Source organism: Arthrospira sp. PCC 8006 (assembly GCF_046480465.1).
Lineage (GTDB): Bacteria > Cyanobacteriota > Cyanobacteriia > Cyanobacteriales > Microcoleaceae > Limnospira > Limnospira platensis.
In genome coordinates, this window is sequence record NZ_PKGG01000113.1 from 1 (window position 1) to 16,517 (window position 16,517).

Genomic DNA, 16,517 nt, shown 5'->3' on the forward strand with positions numbered 1-16,517 from the left:
AAAAAACAAAAAGGTAGATGTACCTGGTGTGGACAATACTTTACCCCATCAGATTTAATTGAAGTAGACCACATTGTACCTAGAAGCCAAGGCGGAAAGGATGAATACAATAATCKCCAATTATTACATCGCCACTGTCACGATGATAAAACAGCTCTTGATGAAGAGATGATGCTGTACTCTTAACAAGGAGGCAGTCAAACTAGGAGCCGTGTGCTGGGAAACTCGCAAGCACGGTTTTGAATGGGAGGGGTAGACCGTGAGGTCTATCTCGACCCCTAATTGAGGATTATTGTTAATGTTAATGATGCTCCCGTCCCTATTTATCCTCTTAATAATCCCATTACTCACAAAAATCTGGATTTAAGTTATGCAACTCTTAGGAGTGTGTCCCCTATCCATATTGAATATCTGCAAAATATGGGCGTTTCCGCGTCCTTGTGTACTTCTCTGATTAATGACCAAAAACTATGGGGTTTAATTGTTTGTCATCACTACAGCCCTAAATTTGTCCCCTATGAATTGCGACAAGCCTGCGAATTATTAGGGCAATTTATGTCCGTTGAACTGTTCCGCCAGTATCAAAAAAATTGGGAAGCCTATCAGAAGAAAGTCAAAAAAATTCAGCAACTTTTTAGACAAGAACTCTCGGGACATGAATCAGATTTAATTAATCGAATTAGAACAATGATTGATTCTAGTGGTCAATATTTGCTAGAATTAGTTAATGCTCAAGGTGTCGTGATTGGCTTACAGGGAGAACTAACGGAGTTTGGGGAAACTCTCCCTAAACCCGATTTGCATGATTTACTCTCCTGGCTGCGTAGCTATTACCCAGAGGAAATTTTTTACACCGATCGCCTCGCCGAAATTTACCCACCTGCTCAAAATTACATCAACAAAGCCGCTGGCTTGCTGGCTATTTCAATTTACTTAGATCAAGCCACTTATCAAATAGTGTGGTTTCGTTCAGAAATTATCCAGACTGTGACTTGGGGGGGAAATCCTAATAAACCAGTGGTCATTGATGATAATGACCAAGTGCGCCTATCTCCCCGCAAGTCTTTTGAAGCCTGGAAAGAAACAGTTAGTGGTCATGCTTTGGGCTGGAATGAATTAGAAATAAATGCCGCCATCGAACTCCGCAATACTTTAATGTTGGCGGTTTTGCATTTCTCTCATTTCGCCTTATAAGAGGTCGCTAAACGTGCCGAAATGGCGAATAGATCCAAAAGTGAATTTTTGGCTAATATGAGCCATGAAATTAGGATCCCCATGAATGCAATCTTGGGTTTTTGTGATTTACTTAAAGGATTGGTTGAAGATGAAAAACAACAATCTTATCTGGATGCGATCGCTGCTGGGGGTCGAGCCTTAATTAGTTTAATTGATGATATTTTGGATCTCTCCAAAATTGAGGCTGGAAAACTCCAACTTGAGTATCACCCTATGAATTTGCCTATATTACTACAGGAAATCCAGCAAATCTTTTTACCCACAGCCATGGCTAAGGGTTTATCACTACAGATAAATATTGAACCCAATGTTCCTAAGATTATCGAATTTGATGAAGTCCGACTCCGCCAAATTCTCTTTAATATTGTCGGAAATGCTATCAAATTTACCGAAGAGGGTTCCGTTACGATTTCGGTTCGCGCCCAAAATTGTGATCATGATTCTCGGGTTACTCTGGAAATTATGATAGCAGATACTGGTATGGGAATATCTCCAGATCAGCATCAACAGATTTTTGAAGCCTTTGTACAAAGTGAAGGACAAAGTAACCGTCGCTATGGTGGGACTGGACTCGGTTTGGCTATTACTCGAAGACTTACCAATCTGTTGGGAGGTAAACTAACTCTCGAAAGTCAGTTAGGCTTAGGAAGTGTTTTTACTTTTGCCTTTCCTGATGTCCAAATTACACAATCTCATCAATTAATTAATCTACAAACCTCCCTGAATTTGTCTGATTTTATCCCATCTACTATCTTAGTAGTCGATGATGTCCAGTCTAACCGAAACCTCATTGCTGGTTATTTTGATAACACAGAACATCTGCTGCTAGAGGCTCAAGATGGATATCAGGCGATCGCTATGGCTGAAACTCATCATCCTGATGTGATTTTAATGGATCTACGAATGCCCGATTTAGATGGCATTGCTACCAGTAAACTCATCAAAGCCAATCCCCAAACTGCTAATATTCCCATTGTTATGTTAACCGCTTCTGTGGCTGCTCAAGATTTTGAGTTGAGTCAAAATTTATGTCAGGGATATCTACGAAAACCTGTTAATCAAGAACAACTCGCGACGGTATTATCCGATATTTTGCCACGCCAAATAAATATTAAACCCCCTAACATCCCTCAAAAATTTCCTGAAAAAACAGCCATTGATATCACTAAATTACCCTTAAATAAATTGCGAGAGTTAAAGCAATTTTTACAGGAAGAAGAAGACAAAGGATGGCAGGAATTACACGATCGCATGACTCAAAGACAGTTGCGATCGTTTTTGCGACGCTTACAAAAGTTGGCTAAAAATTATCCCTGGAAACCTCTTGAAGATTATGTTACCATTCTTGATCAGCAGTTCACAGACTTTGATTGGGACCACTTACCAGATACTATCAATAACTTTCCCACATTAAGGCGATCGCTTCAACAACTAGATTCTCCCTAGTCCCCCCGGTACTAAGTCATGGTTTGGTAAAGGTTTTGTAAAGAGTTGATGAAACTAGTCTTTAGGTAATCTATAGAATCTTTTAATTTTGCCACCTTTCGGGTATATTTGAAATAGGGAATTTATCCAAATATCTCGGTGGTGTTAGGGGCGAAAAAAATTAAGTAAAATTACGGAGTTATTAATATAACTTGGTCTATTGGTTGTGTCCAAAAGTCAGTGATTTTACTTACATACTAACTTGCATTCATCTGGGGGAGGTCTATTATGACCGGTCTGGAACTGATTATTTTTATTTTTGGCCCGTTTATTTCATTTAGTCTAGCCTGTTTACTGGCATCTAACCAACGGGAGTTTAGCACCGAACCGGATACCAACAAATACTAACACTAACATATAATCAAAATTGTCTGGGCTGGGCTACCTAGCGGACAACCGCACCAAAGCGGACGGGTTGGGTTAGGGAATTGGGGCAGGTAATTATCTACCAAAAAGGCGATCGGGGGGCATATATATCTATAAGTCTGCGATCGGTGATCAAAAGTTCCCGGAAACCACCACTAAAATCGGTACTCCCATGAGTGGTAGCTTCCTGGTGTCTAGTGCTGACCACTAGCTAGGTAGGTAGAGACCGACTAGCGCCGACCATCTCCTGGCTGAGGATAGGAGGGAGACTCCTCTGGGGACTTATTATCGGCTGCCATAATCTGGCTATCAACAATGGTCGCCATCTCTTGAGTCAATTGTGTATGAAAATCTAGGGAAGCCACGGAGATGGTTTTTGTCTGCGCGGGGGAAGGGGCGACTAAGGCAGCAGCGCCTACAGAAGCGATCGCAGCACTAATAGCCAAGGAAGCCAAAGCATTATATAGCATTTTTAAAGACCCTATCGATATGTGGTAACAGAACTTGCTTAAAATACTTGGGCTAGATTTCCATATCCGGAAAAAAAATAGAATTTTTCCCAAAAATCTCTAGTCTAGTTGGATGACAATCAGAATTTTCTGAAGACATGGGGGGGGGAGACAGTCAACGGAGTAATTCCGATAAATTCGGCGTAATATTAGCCAAAAGTGACGATAATCACTCATCCTGAATACGCCAGCAGTATCACCCATACAAATAATCCCTCAATTGACAAGGGTTAATTGAGGAGACTATCTGATATATTGCGGGCAATAAAGTATATTTACATGGTTGGATGTCTTAGCCTTTCCTGCCGCTACCTCGGTGGGGGGCAGGACTGGATTCAGTCTCTGGTATTTGGTTGTCATTGACTTGAACTAGCTCATAAATTGATTCATGGTAAGAGTCAGACGGGGTAGCTGTAGTCTCCAATTTGGGTTGATTAGCTAGATTAATGAGTGCCAAGCCAGATAGCATAATTAAACTGGAAAGACGCATGAGGGAGTTGTCCGTGTGAAAGTTTCCACTATCTAATACCAGCGGGATATTGGCGATCCGGTAAAAATCGCAAAATTGGATAACTAAGCAACAAGTAATAAGCCGACAATTGAGGTTTTAGGGATTCATCAATTGCCTAAGTTCCCCCCATTACACCTTGTTCAGAAACCCCTGAAAACATTACCCTCACCCTAAATCTGAATCCCTAGGTGGGCTGGTGTTGCCAATGGCATATCTAGGACGAGCCCCTACGCTACAGGGTTGGGTTTTGACGAGGTAGCAACACCTATGGCAGGGGAGCGTCAACTGGTAATAATGCCTAACTAGGGCTATAATTAGCTTTTGTTGTACTAATGCTGCTACTATGGACGATCGCCAACAAAAACACCCCCAGTACAAAAGCGATCGCCTAATGGTTGATAAACTTTTGGCTAATCAGTCACCGGGAGACTATGAACTGGCGGAACTGGCCCGCCTCAAAATACGTTACCAGGGCTTCCCCGGCGCTTGGGATATCCAAAAAGACCTAGATCGACTTTTGCAACTGTGGAATTACACCGAAGACAGCCTCTTTGAGAAAACTCGCGCCATTCATGCTGAGGGTCATGTTTACCGCGCTAAAAACCGAGATAGTGATGATTGGGTATAAATTAAGATGCACAGAATTACAGCGATACCAGGAGGCTGGAGCCCCGACACAGAAGGGGTTATCTTTGTTGAACAAACGGCCGCGCCGATTATTGTTTTAACTGCAGCAGATACAGAAATTCAAACCTTAGCAGCAGCCCTAGGGGAGTTACCCCCAGACTTTCCCAATTTACGAGTAACTAATCTGCTGAACCTGCAACAACAACTTACTATAGACACCTATGCTGAGGAGGTCTTATCCCAAGCCAAAGTGGTAGTTTTGCGACTATTGGGAGGGCGCTCCTATTGGTCCTATGGTTTGGAAGTTTTAGCGGAAATCGCGGAAACTAAAGGGGTAGAAATGATTATTTTACCCGGAGATGATGGCGGCGACCCGGATTTAATTACTCAGTCTACGGTCCCCCTAACTGTTGCTAACCGAGTTGGGCAATATTTGAGTGAGGGAGGGGTAGAAAATGCGATGGCGGCTTTGCAATATATAAGCGATCGCTATTTAGCGACTAATTACAACCCGCCGCCACCTGTAGCCATTCCCAGAGTCGGTCGTTATCCTTGGCGCGCGATCGCTCACGTTTCCAAATATCCCCAAGTGGGAATCTTATTCTATCGCGCCCATTATCTCTCAGGAAATACTGCCCCCATTGATAGCCTTTGTCAAGCCTTAGCGGATCGTCAACTTAACCCGGTTCCGCTGTTTGTTTCGTCCCTGAGAGATCCCGAAATCCAACGGGAGGCGATCGCCTATTTAACCCCAGCCCAACTTTTAATAAATACCACAAGTTTCTCGATTTCATCCCTTGACAATTCCGATGACAATTCCGACCTACCCMGCGCCCCCCTGTTTAGTTTAGATATCCCGACATTACAGGCTATTCTGAGTGGTATTAGCGAACAGAGATGGCAATCAAGCCCCCTCGGATTACCTCCCCGTGATGTGGCGATGAATATCGCTTTACCAGAAGTAGACGGCCGAATTATTACCCGCCCCATTTCTTTTAAAACTGTCAAAAATAGCGATACCAGACTAGAAACAGATATTGTTCATTATCAACCCAAAAGCGATCGCATAGAATTTGTAGCCGACCTCGCCGCCAACTGGGTGAAACTCCCACAAACCCCCACCGACCAAAGACGCATCGCCCTAATTTTAGCGAACTATCCCACCCGTAACGGTCGCCTCGCCAATGGTGTAGGATTAGATACCCCCGACAGTTGTGTGGAAATTCTCCAGGCTTTAAAATTAGCCGGATATACCATCAGCGATTTTCCCCTAACTGGAGATGATCTAATTCGGGAACTGACCAAGGGAGTTACTAACGACCCAGAAGGGCGAGACTTTCATCAAGTTAACCAGTTTTTAAAATGGGAAGATTACCTAACTTATTTTAACACATTACCAGCCGCTGTGCAAGGGGGAATTAAAGAACGTTGGGGGGCACATTTTTTTGATAATCCGCCGGAGATATTACCGATTGCTGGGATACAATTTGGCAATATTTTTGTGGGTATTCAACCCTCACGAGGTTATGACCTTGATCCGAGTCTGAATTATCACGCCCCGGACTTAGAACCGACCCCGGAATATTTAGCTTTTTATGAATGGTTAAGAAACCACTTTAAGGCTCATGCAGTGGTTCATGTAGGGAAACATGGTAACTTAGAATGGCTACCTGGTAAAGGGGTAGGACTGTCTGAGGAATGTTACCCAGAAATCGCCCTGGGACCTTTACCGAATTTCTATCCGTTTATTGTTAATGACCCGGGGGAAGGTTGCCAAGCGAAACGCCGATCGCAGGCGGTAATTTTAGACCATTTAACGCCGCCAATGACTAGGGCTCAATTATATGGACCTTTGCAACAATTAGAAGGGTTAATTGATGAATATTATCAAGCCCAAGTCTTAGATCCATCTCGGTTAAAAACTATCAGCGATCGCATTGTGGAGTTAATCGGCAAGGAAAAGTTAGACCGAGATTTAGGCATTTCGGATGGAGAAATAGTCGAGGAATTATTTAGCACAATTGACGGTTATTTATGTGAACTAAAAGAAAGTCAAATCCGCGACGGTTTACATATTTTAGGGCGCTGTCCAGAATCGAGACAATTGCGGGATTTAATCATAGCCATAGCCCGTCATCCCAGCCAAAATCGATTAGGTTTAACCCGGGCGATCGCCCAAGATTGGAGTTGGAAATTAGACCCCTTAACAGCTAATCCGGCGGATTTATGGGAGGTGGAGGGCGATCAGAAAAACCGTGAAATCTGTAGGACGGTCGGGGATGCGATCGCCTTAATCGAAGACGAAGCGGCGATTTTAATTGACCAATTAATCAGCCAAAATAGTCAGGAATTACCAGGGGAATTGACCCGCCAAGAATTAGCTTGGATTGAAAATATCCTCCTCCCAAATCTGAAAAAATGCGATCGTGAAATTCAGAACCTATTACGGGGACTTGACGGCGGCTATATTCCCAGTGGATCATCCGGTGCGCCGACTCGTGGACGACCTGATGTTCTCCCCACGGGACGGAATTTCTACGCGGTCGATATTCGCGCCATTCCCACAGAAACGGCTTGGCGGGTGGGTCAGTTAGCAGCGGAAGCCTTAGTGGAAAAATACACTCAGGATCATGGAGAATATCCCCAAACTCTAGGGCTATCGGTGTGGGGAACTTCGACCATGCGGACAGGGGGAGATGATATCGCCCAGGCGATCGCTTTGTTGGGGGTACAACCAGTTTGGGAGGGTGCGTCCCGGCGAGTGGTGGATTTTGAAATCTTGCCGATTTCTGTATTGGGACGACCCAGGGTTGATGTCACCTTACGCATTTCTGGGTTATTTAGAGATGCTTTCCCCAATTTAATCGACCTATTCGATCGCGCTGTGGAGATGGTTTCTCAGTTACCAGAAACCCCCGAAGAAAACCCGATCGCCGCCACGGTCTATCAGGAAACTACCGCTTGGGTTAAGGAAGGTTTGACGGAAGATGAAGCTAAAATGCGATCGCGTTTGCGGGTATTTGGGTCAAAACCGGGAGCCTATGGTGCTGGCTTACAAGGATTAATTGAAGGGCAAAATTGGACTGATGACAGCGACCTAGCCCAGGCTTATTTGAATTGGAGTAGTTATGCTTACACTGGCGGTAAAGGAATTTCCGCCCCCCAAGCCTTTGCGAATCGTCTGCAACAAATGCAGGTAGTTTTACACAATCAGGATAATCGAGAACATGATATTTTAGACTCTGATGATTATTATCAATTTCAGGGAGGAATGACGGTAGCCGTGCGGGTTCTCCGAGGCGAAAATCCTGAGACTTATTTCGGTGATAATTCTCTGCCAGAAAATCCGAAAGTCCGACAGTTGCGCTCTGAAATTGCCCGGGTATATCGGTCGCGGGTGGTAAATCCTAAATGGATCGCTGGGGCGATGCGACACGGTTATCGGGGAGCTTTTGAAATGGCGGCTACAGTAGATTTTTTATTCGCTTATGATGCTACAGCCCAATGTGTTGATGATTTCATGTATGGGGGAGTAGCCGAGGCTTATATTTTAGATGAACAAGTCCAGAATTTTGTCCGCGAAAAGAATCCTTGGGCGTTGCGGGATATGGGGGAAAGGTTACTAGAAGCACACCAGCGAGGTTTATGGTCTTCAGCAGACCAAGATTTATTAGATAGATTACGAAATGTGGTTTTAGAGGCGGAAGCTGCCATTGAAATGGCAGAATAAACAGTAGAGGCAGGCTGATAACCTGCCCCTAAGAGGCGATCGCCTCTTGACTATTTTTACTGTTTTAACCGAGAGATGATCTCACGAATTTGCTCCGATGCTACATCGCGACCTCCCAAACCAAAGGCGATCGCAATAGCAACAGCGATCGCCCCCAGTAGCAAGCCAAAAGCCAAATTCACAATATCACTAGCAATCCCCATTTGCTGAAGTGCCATAGCACCCACAAAGATAATAATAGCAATGCGGGCAGCCTGAGCCAGCAATTTAGCCGAAGAAGTGCCGGAACTCGATATTAGATTATGAGCCAAGTTAGCAAAGTATAAACCAATGCCAAAAATGATCACACCCAATAGCACCCGGCCAGCAATGATTAACAACTGCTCAATAATCAAAGTTAAAGCAGTTAAGCCCAAAATATCCGTAGCGGTGACTACCGCAAAGAACATCACACCCACCAAAGCAATCACACCCACGATTTCCGAAGGTGTTTGCTTCGCGGGACTGCTCACAGACTTATCATCTATCACCTCATCCTCTTCTGTGGTCTGAGTTTCGGTAGCCACCGGAATAGCCTTAGATTCAACTCCCAACCACATAAAGATATTGTTAAAACCCAGATTGGTTAGCAGGTTAGTGACCAAATCTCGGACAATAACCCCAAACATATAAGCCAAGACTAATACCACACCCGCAATAAAAACTTGGGGAATGACATTAAATATCTGATTCAGCATGGAAATAGCTGGGTCAGAAATTGCATTAATCTGGAGCGCTTGCAGGGCTGAGATCGCAATAGGAATCATCAGCACAACATAAACAATTGTGCCTAGCACAGAAGATAGGGATGTAGTCCCCATCGCCCTTTGTAATCCCAACTGATTGCTGAGACGATCGAAACCAACAGCAGCCAATAAATTGGTAACAATGCGACTGACGATTTGAGCCAAAAGCCAACCACCTGCCGCGATAACTAAGGCTTTCAGGATATTGGGCAGACTCGACAGGATTTGATTAACCATGGTCTGCACCGGAGATAGCAACCCAGCCAACTCCAAGGTGCTAAGAATCATGGGCAGAAACAGCAGGAAAATAAACCAATAAATGGCATTTCCCAAGGTGTGACTCAGAGAAAAATGGCTCTCGCTTTCCCCATGGCTAACCTGCTGGTTGAGTCGCTCATCGAGCCTGAACACATCCAGAAACCGAATCATCAAGGTTCGGCAAATGGTGGCAAATACCCAGGCGATCGCTAACAAGCCCGCTGCCCCTAATATCCTAGGTAGGTAGCGGGTGATTTCATTCAACAGGGTAGTCAAGGGAGCCGAAACAGAAGTTAACTGGAGTCGGTCAAAGAAACCAATAATCGCAAAAATAAAGATAACCCAGAAAACCAGGGTTCCTGCCCATTTTTCTACGGGGAAGTCTTCGCCGCCTTCAGTAGACCCAGAAATCCAACTGACCAGTTTATTATCTATATCGGTCTTTTTGAGTAGCTTTTTGACCAATGAAGCCGCAAACAGAGCAACTAGGTAGCCAACTAACAGAATTAAAATGGCCGCCCCAAAATCAACAAGGGATATATCCCCCATGCGAAAATTCATTAATTCATCCACGGGATTCGGTGATGAATTCTCTTGAGCTAAAGTTAAATGGGATAGGTTCGCTATTCCTATCCCCAAGGGACTGGAAGTTTCAATCATAATTTTTGTAGATGGGTTCTGAAGTTTTACAATCTAGCAGAATCATTATCCATTAACATCTCCCCACGGAAGGAAACTAGCAGAATTTGACTAACTCTGTTATTTCCCTCGGTGATAGCGTTGAACTCAAATTCAGGTGAGATTCACCAGCACAGCTATACTCATCAGTTTTCCTCCCCAGTTTCCTCCCCAGTTCCAGTTGTTATAAAATGCCTACAGAGCAATCAAACCTCTGTTTACAAAATTGTTTGATCTCACCGTTGGGGTGGACATTAGTTCATTCAACGGATAACGTTCTGAATATAGCTTGAGGCTTAGGATGTCATCTCGTCAAGTATTTGAACAGTCTATTCACATTAAAGCGATCGCCACTACCGTTGAGCGCTGTATTACTGATCGCCATTTAATGCGTCGTTGGCTAAATCCTGCCCTACGTTGCGATCCCGTCGGTGATTGGAATACCGATGTGGGGGGACGTTCCCGGTTTATTATTCAAATTCCCATTATTCAACCTACCTTAGAGAGTATTGTCCTGGAAAGAGAACCGGGGCTAATTGTCTGGGGATTTGATGGATTTTTCCAAGKATGCGATCGCTGGGAATGTCAACCCCAATCCCAGGGAACCTACTTATTAAATCGCTTTGAATTTGAGATTAATAACCCCTTAATTGCCTTTGGTTTTAATCGGTTCGCCGCCCCTTGGACTAAGGCGGACATGGAAGCTCAATTGCGGCGGTTGAAGCGAGTAGCAGAAGAACAGCAAAACCTATAGGAAGATCCCCATACAAAAAGGGAACCCTCCTATATACGAGAAAGATCCCCCCATTGTCTTAAATTTAATTACTGCAACACCATCCCCAATCTCAAGCCTTGGGGATTATTGCCAACTTAATTACAAATCAGTTGTCGAATTTCTGGTTGAGCCTTCAAAAACGCGATCGCTTGTTCTCCTAGTTCACTAACGTCATCATACAAACTCATCAGATTATTGACATCTACCGTGATCGTATCAACCGCTTGGAACCCTAAAACCACATCCAACATGGTTAACCGACCATCTCGAGTTGAATCTCGCAAAGCCGACAGCACATCATCAACAATGTTATCAATAGAACTACTAGGATTAATAAACAGACTAAAGGCCCCCACAGCTAATCGACCATAACTCGAACCTAACAGGCTATTAACTACATCCGTGGGAACATTTACCCCAAAATTGAGAGCATTGCGGAAAGTGGTAATTTGAGAATCACTCAGTTCCGCCAAAGTAAATAAAGAGTTAAGTTGGTTAGACCTTTGTCCTGTTTCAGCAAATGTCTGCAAATCTTGAAACTCTAAGGAAATACTAGCGGGGCCGTAAATTAATTGGATCGCTTCGACTGCAGGAGCCGGGCGACTCATGAAAATTGTCAGACTGGCAGTGATTCCTACAATCATCACTAAACTCAGGGATATATATTTAGAGATCCCTTTGGTGAAGACACTGTAAGGGCTACGAAGTCCCTGACGAAAAGATTTTAGCGAAAAGTTCATGCAATATCTCCAGTAGCTTGGAAAGCGTCTATATAGCCTACAACCCCTATTCTACCGTTACTTAGGTATTACTCAAAGCCATAACAGAGTAACAAGTGAGTAAAAAATGAGTAACGATATCAATACCCCTACAGTAGGGGGAAAGGGTAACTATGATGATGGTTATAGTAGGTTCGTGAAAGCCTATCAGGAGTTTAAGCGAGAATGTCCCAAAGGAGTGACACTCAAACTACAAAAGACCGGGGCTAGGTACAACCTACTATTGCAGTTTAAGCAACCACCTACCGGGAAACGGCTACCCAAAACGGCTAACCTTGAATGTACACCTCAAGGGGTGATAGACGGGGTTAAGAAAGCTAAACTGGTATCAGAAGCCCTAGGGACTATCACTAGCGCTAGTGAATTTTGGGATTGGTACGATGCGACTATCTTAGGAAAGAACCAGATTGAGGATAATCTGATAGCCTACCGGGAAATATTCCAACAACTGGAGGATGAGTATTTTGCGGGTTGCAACCGCAACACAGGACGACCGCGTTCTCGCGATATCGCTAGCGACTTAGCGTCTTACGAGTCTACTAAAGGGGCGCATTTCAGGCTGTTCCCTAACTGGGATGAATATCCTAGCTGGGAGAGTTTCAAGGCTATGCTATATATTCCCCTACGGAACGGAGAACAATTAATAGGCTCCAAAACCTTCAGGGAACGTTACTACATCTTAAAAGCCATAGCTGAGAAATCACCTAACAAAGAACACTTACTTAAAAAGCTTGAACCTATTGACCCCAAATAAACGCAATTCAAAAAGAAACAGCGTATAGGCATTGATGCTTTTAAAGATTGGTGGTATAGCGCCAAACAAGAAGCCTATACTATTAAAAACCCTCGATGTCAATCATCTCGACATAACTGGTTATGGGTGACTGGTATGGCAGTAATGTATGGGTTAAGGCCTACCGAGATAGCTGCGGCCGTTAATCTAACTAAGCCATTTGTAACGGATGATGGTATCACTATCAAAGCACTATCAGACCCTGATAATCAAGACAATTACTTGGTGCTAGGTGACTATGTTTACTTTACTGACGGAGAAGGTCGGAAAGTGAGTATTAAAACAGGGGGAAGGATTGTTGCTCCAATTCCCAGCCCTGAAATGTTTGAGTTCCTAGAATTGAAAAAACCTTTATTGCCTCAATACACCCCTAAAAAAGGCAGTAAACCCAAAAGCATAGTTACAGGCTTTGAGACAACGTTTAGTCAACGACTTCAATTCATGAAATGCCCGGTAACCCAAAAATATGCCTTTCGTAGGCTGTACAACCTGTTAGGTGAAAAGTATGGACTACCTATCGAGTTACGAGCTAGACTTATGGGTCATAGCACAATCGTCAATGAGGGTAAATACAAGACAGAAGGCATTGACGCAACCCTAGAAGTTCTCAAAGGGGTTTCTAAGTTACCTATACCATTGAACGTAGCCATAGAACGGTTAACAGCGTTAGGGGTTGATATTGATGCTCCAGAAGCTAAATTATTTCTCAGAGTTATCTATCAGATAGATTAATCTAATCGTCAACCTTTCATAAATTAACACCCCTAGATTAAACCCCTAGGGGTTATTTTATGGCTACAGATTGATGGATCCTGTTATGGTTTTGAGTAACACCTAAGTAACGGTAGAATAGGGGTTATAGGCTATGTAGACGCTTCAAGTCCTTCAGGGCGCGTTAACTATAAACCCTTATCCTAACAGCGATAGCGGGTTATTACTCAACCCAATAACTATGCCTAGTTACTCAAATGTTACTCACAATCTAGTCCTAGCATAGGAAAATAATTCTGTCAATAGGTTGATTACTCAGTCAATAAGCACAACTTAATCAATCTGTCAAATGCCTACTATCTCCCCCTAACCAAACACCGATAGGGTAACTCCCTTGTGATAGCAGTCAATGGCAAGCCTATCGGTTCGTTCCTCACCATTGACTGCTATCACATCGTTCGTTTCCCCAATAGTGCTTGTTTCGGTTAGGGGGAGGGTATGGCTTAAATTTCAAAACCCATAGGGGTAGTCAGATTATTAGTGAAATATTGAGGAGCCTACTCACTACCAACAAAATGCGATCGCATAATCACGACTAACCTGGCTATGACATACTGAAGCGATACCCCCAAACAACTTTTCAACTGGTAACTTGTTTCGTCATCTCTCGCTGATACCTACATAATCCTAGAGAATTGATTCCCCATCGAAACCGATACCTACATACCGCTAGACAAGTCTCCAATTTATAGGGGTACTGGGTTCCGCCTGGGATGATTACCCCTAATAGACGGGTTAAGGTTTTGGCTTAGGGTGTTTATTGTGGGTAAATTAGAGGCAAGCATTCATATAAACCATTTTCATTAATGAAAATACATTAATGAAAACAGATAATATGAATGAACCCCTACAGTCAGAAACCATAGGGGCCATTTAAGTTATTGGGGTAGGGGTTATCTGTTAGGGTTTAGGGTTTTCTCCAACCATCATCATCAATATCATCTCTGTTAATTGGAAGAGGGGGTGATTGCTTTTTATCTTCTAACTGTTTTTTACCAACTGTTGATGGCATAAAATMATTAACATATCTAATCAAATAATTTAGGCTATTTTGGATACCGTCTAACCTATTCTCAATAATTAGGTTTCCTGTATGCGTAATGAACATACTGATAATAATCGCGACAATAATTAACCCTAATTCAACTATTACCAAGTTCATTTATATTAATTTCCAAAAATGAAGTGTAAACCATTTAATCCTTTCTAGTGGAGAAAATGAAGCGTAAAAATTGCTGTACGGCGGTGATTCAATTATTTGATATTCATGCCATATAATTTCACGTTTAACCATCATATTCTGCTTCACATCATTGTATGTGTAAAATTTTAACCACCCTGCCATTTTCCAGTACACGGGTACACTGTCAGCGTCAAATAATATCCTGATAAATTTACTGCCAGAAATGTCAGGTAATTTTTGAGTACCGTGTAGCTATCATCTTCTATCCTGAAATTAAGTTCATAAACTTTAAACCAATTACTTTCAGATATATCAAGTGCATTAGGCATTATCTGTTAATTTATTGTTGTAAGTCATAAGTCATTTTAGTTCTCCATTACAGTTTTGTTAGGGCTAAACACTCACTTTCACTAAGAGCGCGAGGGTAGTAGCGGAAATCTTTACATATACCAGTTTCAACAACACCATTAGCTCTTCTTAATATAAGAATTTCAGAAATAGGTTGATAAGATGTTACTGTATTAGGTGCATCAACCACTTTATCACCGTTAATAAATAACTTTTGCCGACCTTGCTCTAAAACAGATAATATCTTAAATGATGGTGCGTCCAATCTAGTTATTAAGGGTGATGAATAAGTCAACACACCACCAGACACAGTTCTAGTGTCTATACCGAAACCTGCACTGTCGTCGCCGTGAAGTATCAAGTTGGTATTATCTGAATTAGTACCTAAAATAGCACCAACTCCTGTCAACTTGTTTGGTGTATATTCTATATAAAAACTACCTTCACTCGGGTTAAACTCATCCCCCAACACTCGACTAACCGCATCAGAAGCACGTGTTACGCTGGTGGCTTGAGTAGGGGTGTAAGGGGATGGTGTTGATGATGCTTCTAGTTGTGTACCCCAAATGTAGATACCTGAAATGCCATCACCTGTGTAAAGAATGCTAGACCCATTATTCAAGTAATGCACTATTGTTGCAGTAGCAGTTGATGATGCTGTTGAGGTAATTGAGCATCTATACCATCCGTTTCCCATAGACGTTACTGATGAAGAAACAAGTCCTCCTCCTGCTGTAATTGCTCTAGTCAGTAAATTGAAATTTGCGAAAGAATTGGCGGGAAATTGAGTGGCAAATGCAATTACAAGAATCGAGCGTTCTGCGGCTTTAGCATATATGGTTAATGTATATGTTGTCCCAGATGTTGCAGAAAATGTACGATTTACATGGTGGGCGGTGTTTGTGCTTGAATCCTCAACTAACTTGTCACCAGTTAAATTTCCATCAAGCGCAACAATTACATTTGGCGTAATACTTGCTCGTGTTTTTGTCCAAGTCGCATTATCAAAATCCTCACTCCACGATACCAAATTAGTCCTCTGTTCCTCCACCAACAACCCTAACCGTTCACCCGTTTCAGGATTAAATGTGTATCTAGGCTTATTCACTGCGGCTGTACGAATCCTGCCTGCTGCGTCTACATACGTTGCCGTAGATGCTCTAGTAACAGTGTAAGTGTCTGTTACAGGTTCTGTTATCCATTCTTCACCATTGTAGCGTGTGTTGGATTTACCAAACTGAGTTGAAAGGGTAGGTTCTATAGAGATGCGAGGTTCAACGTTATACGTATTTGAGTCAATAACTGCTTGTATCCGTTCATTAGTTAAATACAGATTAACTTCACCTTCTGGCAAGTCATCGGTTGATTGCCCAAACTTACTAGAGTAAATGTTGAAATTAGTCATAACTGCCTCTATATTGATTACTTAATTAAATGGCTAATAACTTAATACTAGCCATTTATTTGATGATTACATATCGATATATTCGATAATTGTAACGCTGATACTAGCGTTAGATTCTGCTATCGCCTGTAACTTACTTAGTTCTACCCCACGTTATTGAGATGGTATCACCTGGCTTAACCGAAAATGCAGCGTCTGACACGCTATCACCTGTAGGGTCAAATATTAGATATACATTGGTATTTGACCGATTCTTTACAAACACCGTTCTACCGTTA

Annotated in this window: 13 protein-coding genes and 1 pseudogene; 7 read left to right on the forward strand and 7 right to left on the reverse strand. The window is 42.8% G+C overall.

The window, feature by feature from the left end:
- From B9T16_RS16275 to B9T16_RS16285, 3 genes are all read left to right on the forward strand, one after another.
- A partial coding sequence (locus B9T16_RS16275; protein WP_410245258.1) for an HNH endonuclease occupies window positions 1-186 on the forward strand: 186 nt, incomplete at its 5' end.
- A 96-nt stretch (window positions 187-282) separates the two neighbouring features.
- A complete protein-coding gene (locus B9T16_RS16280; RefSeq protein WP_410245259.1) occupies window positions 283-1,194 on the forward strand; it encodes a GAF domain-containing protein in 912 nt (303 codons plus the stop codon).
- Between the two features lie 21 nt (window positions 1,195-1,215).
- A complete protein-coding gene (locus B9T16_RS16285; RefSeq protein ID WP_410245260.1) occupies window positions 1,216-2,682 on the forward strand; it encodes an ATP-binding protein in 1,467 nt (488 codons plus the stop codon).
- A gap of 635 nt (window positions 2,683-3,317) precedes the next feature.
- Here the strand turns inward: B9T16_RS16285 and B9T16_RS16290 are convergent.
- Complete coding sequence (locus B9T16_RS16290) at window positions 3,318-3,557, reverse strand: hypothetical protein (protein WP_043467895.1); 240 nt, start codon at window positions 3,555-3,557, stop codon at window positions 3,318-3,320.
- 331 nt (window positions 3,558-3,888) lie between these two features.
- Window positions 3,889-4,086: a heterocyst-inhibiting protein PatX gene (gene patX / locus B9T16_RS16295; protein ID WP_043467898.1), complete on the reverse strand. Its 198-nt coding sequence runs from the start codon at window positions 4,084-4,086 to the stop codon at window positions 3,889-3,891.
- A 364-nt stretch (window positions 4,087-4,450) separates the two neighbouring features.
- On the opposite strand from patX, the gene B9T16_RS16300 reads away from it, so the two are divergent.
- The gene (locus B9T16_RS16300) at window positions 4,451-4,735 is read left to right on the forward strand and encodes a DUF3288 family protein (RefSeq protein ID WP_014274030.1); all 285 of its coding nucleotides are present in this window, start codon (window positions 4,451-4,453) and stop codon (window positions 4,733-4,735) included.
- A 6-nt stretch (window positions 4,736-4,741) separates the two neighbouring features.
- Window positions 4,742-8,464 (forward strand): cobaltochelatase subunit CobN, encoded by a 3,723-nt coding sequence (cobN, locus tag B9T16_RS16305; RefSeq protein ID WP_410245261.1) that lies wholly within the window; start codon window positions 4,742-4,744, stop codon window positions 8,462-8,464.
- Between the two features lie 56 nt (window positions 8,465-8,520).
- Here cobN and B9T16_RS16310 read toward each other — a convergent pair whose 3' ends face one another.
- The gene (locus tag B9T16_RS16310; RefSeq protein ID WP_410245262.1) at window positions 8,521-10,167 is read right to left on the reverse strand and encodes a mechanosensitive ion channel; all 1,647 of its coding nucleotides are present in this window, start codon (window positions 10,165-10,167) and stop codon (window positions 8,521-8,523) included.
- A 319-nt stretch (window positions 10,168-10,486) separates the two neighbouring features.
- Between B9T16_RS16310 and B9T16_RS16315 the strand changes: the two genes are divergently transcribed.
- A complete protein-coding gene (locus B9T16_RS16315; RefSeq protein WP_410245263.1) occupies window positions 10,487-10,939 on the forward strand; it encodes an SRPBCC family protein in 453 nt (150 codons plus the stop codon).
- 116 nt (window positions 10,940-11,055) lie between these two features.
- On the opposite strand, the gene B9T16_RS16320 is transcribed toward B9T16_RS16315, so the two are convergent.
- Window positions 11,056-11,700, reverse strand: a complete 645-nt coding sequence (locus tag B9T16_RS16320) for an alpha/beta hydrolase (RefSeq protein WP_006618286.1) — start codon at window positions 11,698-11,700, stop codon at window positions 11,056-11,058.
- 106 nt (window positions 11,701-11,806) lie between these two features.
- Here B9T16_RS16320 and B9T16_RS16325 point away from each other — a divergent pair.
- Window positions 11,807-13,264, forward strand: a pseudogene (locus tag B9T16_RS16325) (recombinase).
- A gap of 946 nt (window positions 13,265-14,210) precedes the next feature.
- Here B9T16_RS16325 and B9T16_RS16330 read toward each other — a convergent pair.
- The 3 genes from B9T16_RS16330 to B9T16_RS16340 all read right to left on the reverse strand — a co-directional run bounded on the left by B9T16_RS16330 (window position 14,211) and on the right by B9T16_RS16340 (window position 16,239).
- A complete protein-coding gene (locus B9T16_RS16330) occupies window positions 14,211-14,465 on the reverse strand; it encodes a hypothetical protein (protein ID WP_410245264.1) in 255 nt (84 codons plus the stop codon).
- Window positions 14,466-14,632: 167 nt separating this feature from the next.
- Complete coding sequence (locus B9T16_RS16335) at window positions 14,633-14,815, reverse strand: hypothetical protein (protein ID WP_126277469.1); 183 nt, start codon at window positions 14,813-14,815, stop codon at window positions 14,633-14,635.
- A gap of 47 nt (window positions 14,816-14,862) precedes the next feature.
- Window positions 14,863-16,239: a hypothetical protein gene (locus tag B9T16_RS16340; RefSeq protein WP_410245265.1), complete on the reverse strand. Its 1,377-nt coding sequence runs from the start codon at window positions 16,237-16,239 to the stop codon at window positions 14,863-14,865.
- Window positions 16,240-16,517 lie beyond the last annotated feature (278 nt).